The following is a 4,263-nucleotide window of genomic DNA, read 5'->3' as shown; positions in this document are numbered from 1 at the left end:
TAGATACGAGTAAGGTGTCTTCTATTTTTTGAAGATAAACGGTTCCTTTTTTTAAATCTTTAACGTTGCCTTTAAGTGTAAAATTTGATCGGTCCTTGGCACAAGACGCAACCATTAGTAAACTGATGATGACTGCAATTTTTCTCATTGGAATTTTTAAATTTTTGGTGGGTAAATATCTTATAAAAATCCATTATAAACTAACCTGCAGAAACAATTCTCATGAGCTCTGCACTTAAAATCGCACCATAGGTTCCGATGACGTAACCAAAGATTGCCAACAGTGCACCAACGGATGCCAATGACGGATGAAATGCCGCAGCAACCACTGGTGCTGAAGCAGCGCCACCTACGTTTGCCTGACTGCCGACGGCCAAAAAGAAATACGGTGCCTTGATGAGCTTGGCAATAATAATTAGAAGTATAGCATGAATGGTCATCCATACCAAACCAATAAAAATAAGTCCAGGATTTTCAAATATTTTACCAAGATCCATTTTCATTCCGATCGTTGCTACTAAAATATAGATAAATACACTGCCCACTTTACTGGCACCAGCACCTTCAAAGTTTTTTGCTTTTGTAAAAGATAATAACACGCCTATGAGTGTCGCTATTGAAATTAGCCAAAAAAACTGACTTCCAAAAGAGAAAAGTGCACTTCGAGAATCGCTTACAGATTCAAAAGTGTTGGTCAAGAAACTCGAGATAAGCTCGGCGCTATAATGGGCAATACCTACAGCCACAAAAGCTAATGCCAAAATGATCATTAAATCTCCCAAACTTGGAATTCGAATGATTTTTTCACTGAAATTCTGCACTTTTTGTTGAAGCTCATTGATGGCTGTGTTATCTGCTTTTAACCATTCATCTATTTTTTTTCGTTTTCCAATTCCTAAAAGCAAGACTGCCATCCAGATGTTGGCCACTACAATATCAACCAATACCATTCCTCCATACAATTCCTGGTTGTATCCATAAATTTCCAACATGGCAGCTTGATTGGCACCGCCACCAATCCAACTTCCAGCTAAAGTTGACAAACCTCGCCATACGGCGTCAAAACCAGCACCGCCAACAGATTCTGGTGAGAATATCGAAACGATAAGAATGGCAATCGGCCCACCAATAATGATTCCGATAGTTCCGGTAAAGAACATGACCAAGGCTTTCCAGCCCAAATTAAAAACAGCTTTCAGATCGATACTTATAGTCAATAAAACTAACGATGCTGGCAAAAGATAACGACTCGCAATGTGATATGTTTTTGAAACATCAGCAGAAATTAAACCTAGAGAGTTAAAAATTGCCGGAATCATATAGCACATTAAGAGTCCAGGAATGAATTTGTAAAATTTTGGCCAGAAGCCTTCTTTTTTAGATTCCGTATAAAAGACAAAGCCTAAAGCCAACATTAAGATCCCGAAAACAACCGTATCATCTTTAAAAAAAACAAATTGGTTGACGGTAGAGGGTCTGGTTCTTTGGGTTACAGTTTGAATCTGTGTATGATCGTAAAAATTAATTTCATCGATTGATACTAAACTTGCTTCCGAAAAACGATTGGTTGTATTCAATCTCAAGTCAAATAGTTTTTCAGCTTTTGAAATAGTAATTGGCGATTTGGCTATATAGGAAATCCTATAATTATTGCCATTGGAATCAAATTGGAGCGCGCCTTGAGCGAATTTTTTATTTAGAATAACCTGATTGATAACTACAGAAGGATCATTGGTGGAAAGCTTAAGTTGGAAATTATTGAAACTTATTGAGTCTATCGTAATTGGAATATCAAAGTTTTCAGAATAACTGTCGCTTGCTTTATCAATGATTAAGGTTTGGGCGTTTGCTGTGAAGCTTGAGATGATAAATAGGCTAAAAAGTAGTAAAATCTTACGAATTTGTGTCATGAGTTGTTAATTAGATCTGCAAAATACTACAATTATTGGATTGAAAAAAGCAACATTTTTTATTAAAGATGATATTGGATTATTTAGATCGTGAATGTTTTGCGTGAATTCTTAAAATTTAAGGTATGAACCTTCTAATTCAAAAACAAACAAGGTTTAAAATTGTCGCTTTAAAATTATATAGTTGAGCTTATAATAATGTATAGCATGACAAGACTGACAAAACAATGTTATTTTGTCACCATAAAATAAGATAAGGTCTTTATTATTAATATAGTAAAATATAATTTGTGAATTCTGTCAAATTAGTACCTCGTGTAGTTATCCTTATTTAGTCATTCAAAAAGATTATTAAAAAATTTAATAATACCGATGATTTTCTTATTAAAATCAATTTTGGCATGGAATTTGAAATGTATCAAATCGTAAATAATTATGCTCTACATTAGAAAAAAGGAGTAGTTAACCTTTAGAGACGTTAATATTACATTTTGGTTGGTTAGTTAGTAAAAAGGCAGCTCTTAATTGAGATGCCTTTTTTATTTACTATTAAATAAACAATATGAATTCAATAATCGTGGCAGATTATTGTTTGATGAAGTCAACTATAGATTTTATCAGTTCTTCTGAAATTTTCAAACTAGGGTTATTATAAGATTTAGCATTTTCTTGCGCATCGCCTTCAATGATGAACAAAACATGATTCATTTTGTCAATTAATTTAAGTTCTGAGTTCTTATTGGCAGCATGAAGCAATTCTGCTTCATCGGGCTCTACCTGCAAATCTTTAGTACCATTAATAAGAAGGATTGGAATGTTTAATTCGTTAATAACCTGTGCAGGATCATATTTCATCCAGCTCATCATAAATTCCTGAATACTAATATCAAATACTGATGCCAGCGCCGGAGGGTAATTGGTTGTGGTTTTTCCAGATCTTAAGGTGTCAAAAACCCTTTTTGTGTCTGTGGTAAACATTGGAGCTGTTTTTTCAACTTGTTCAATAATGACATTATCAATAGATTGACCTGCGCCAGCCAACGAAATCATGCCATCAACATCTGTTTTGGCGGCCAACATGCCAATTAAACTACCTTGACTGTGTCCAATAATATATATTTTTTTGAATTCGTTTTTTGATTTAAAATACTTCACCACGTCCATAGCATCCGTTACAAAATCATCAAACCTAATGTTGGGATCAATCGTATTGGTTTTGATTTGCTTTACGATTCGTTTGTCATATCTAAATGAAGCTATATTATTATCGGCAAGTGCAATGGCCAGTTTTTTTAAGTTATTTGATTTTAGGAAATTCTGATTGCCATCTCTATCGGTTGGTCCTGAACCTGCAATAATAATGGCCAGTTGGTCGGAACCGGAATTGGGGACGACAAGACTGCCATCAATCCAGTTTGAAATCCTAACATCGGTTTGCGTATAGTTTTGTTCTTGACTAAATGACAAGGAACTGATCAGACTAAAAAGAATAATTAAGTTTTTCATAACATGGTTTTTATCTTAGACGAAGATACATGGACTAATTGAATTGATAACGCAAAAATAGCGCAAAACTGATAAAAAAAGAAGGGAACTGAGATTGTCTACGGCTGTATTTCATCGATAAAATACAGCTTTTAATCGTTAGATGTTAAAATTTTATTCATTTCATCGAATAAATATGTATTTAAACTGATAATATGAATAATAGTTATACCTTTGAAGTGTACTGAAACTTTGGTTTTAGTTCAATGGATTAATTAATTAATATTTGCATATGTTGTTGACTTAGTGACCCTAAATCTACGCAATATATTAAACGCAAATTAGGAGAACCGAGGTTGAGGGACCTCGGTTCTTTCTTTTTATAAGGTTTCTGAAATGAAATTCTTTTTTTATTTTTGATTCAAATCTAATGACAATTCATTTTTCATTGAAAAGGTGAAGTTGCCTTTTTAAGTTGAAAATACCTTGATGGACTATTTTTTATCTAAATTAGCACCACTATGAAGAAAAACAGAATCTTACTTTTTGTGCTGATTATTTTAGGATTTGCATTCACCAAAACACCAACTTCCCAATTACCTGAAGGATTTGTTTATGCCAAAGATGAAATTCCTGATTTGGATGTGGAATTGCGATATTTTACAGATCATAATTTTATCGGAATGCCGATTGATGGTTATAAAGCCAACCGGTTGATTCTTGCCAAAGAAGCAGCGGAAGCTTTAAAAAAAGTACAACAAGAACTGCGCGATCAAAATCTTTGTTTGAGAGTTTATGACGGTTATAGGCCGCAACGTGCTGTAAACCATTTTGTAAGATGGGCCAAAGATTTGGCAGATACGCTTCA

3 protein-coding genes are annotated in these 4,263 nt (G+C 34.0%); 1 reads left to right on the top strand and 2 read right to left on the bottom strand.

Annotated elements, in window-relative coordinates:
* Positions 1 to 200: 200 nt before the first annotated feature.
* Both VNJ50_RS03115 and VNJ50_RS03110 read right to left on the bottom strand, forming a co-directional pair.
* Positions 201 to 1,415 carry a DUF819 domain-containing protein gene (locus tag VNJ50_RS03115; protein WP_325578959.1) on the bottom strand — a complete coding sequence of 405 codons (1,215 nt, stop codon included), beginning with the start codon at positions 1,413 to 1,415 and terminating at the stop codon, positions 201 to 203.
* Positions 1,416 to 2,495: 1,080 nt separating this feature from the next.
* Complete coding sequence (locus VNJ50_RS03110; protein ID WP_325578957.1) at positions 2,496 to 3,416, bottom strand: alpha/beta hydrolase family protein; 921 nt, start codon at positions 3,414 to 3,416, stop codon at positions 2,496 to 2,498.
* A gap of 500 nt (positions 3,417 to 3,916) precedes the next feature.
* On the opposite strand from VNJ50_RS03110, the gene VNJ50_RS03105 reads away from it, so the two are divergent.
* The coding region (locus VNJ50_RS03105; protein ID WP_325578955.1) for a M15 family metallopeptidase at positions 3,917 to 4,263 on the top strand (347 nt) is incomplete at its 3' end.

The organism is Gelidibacter sp. (assembly GCF_035577925.1).
GTDB lineage: Bacteria > Bacteroidota > Bacteroidia > Flavobacteriales > Flavobacteriaceae > Gelidibacter.
Note: the sequence above shows the minus strand (reverse complement) of the source record. Positions and strands in the feature narration are given on the sequence as shown.

What these genes read in the sequence shown, in the direction of transcription:
- VNJ50_RS03115 (WP_325578959.1), bottom strand. Translation starts at nt 1,415, where the DNA reads ATGTTGGCTTTAGGCTTTGTCTTTTATACGGAATCTAAAAAAGAAGGC.
- VNJ50_RS03110 (WP_325578957.1), bottom strand. Translation starts at nt 3,416, where the DNA reads ATGAAAAACTTAATTATTCTTTTTAGTCTGATCAGTTCCTTGTCATTT.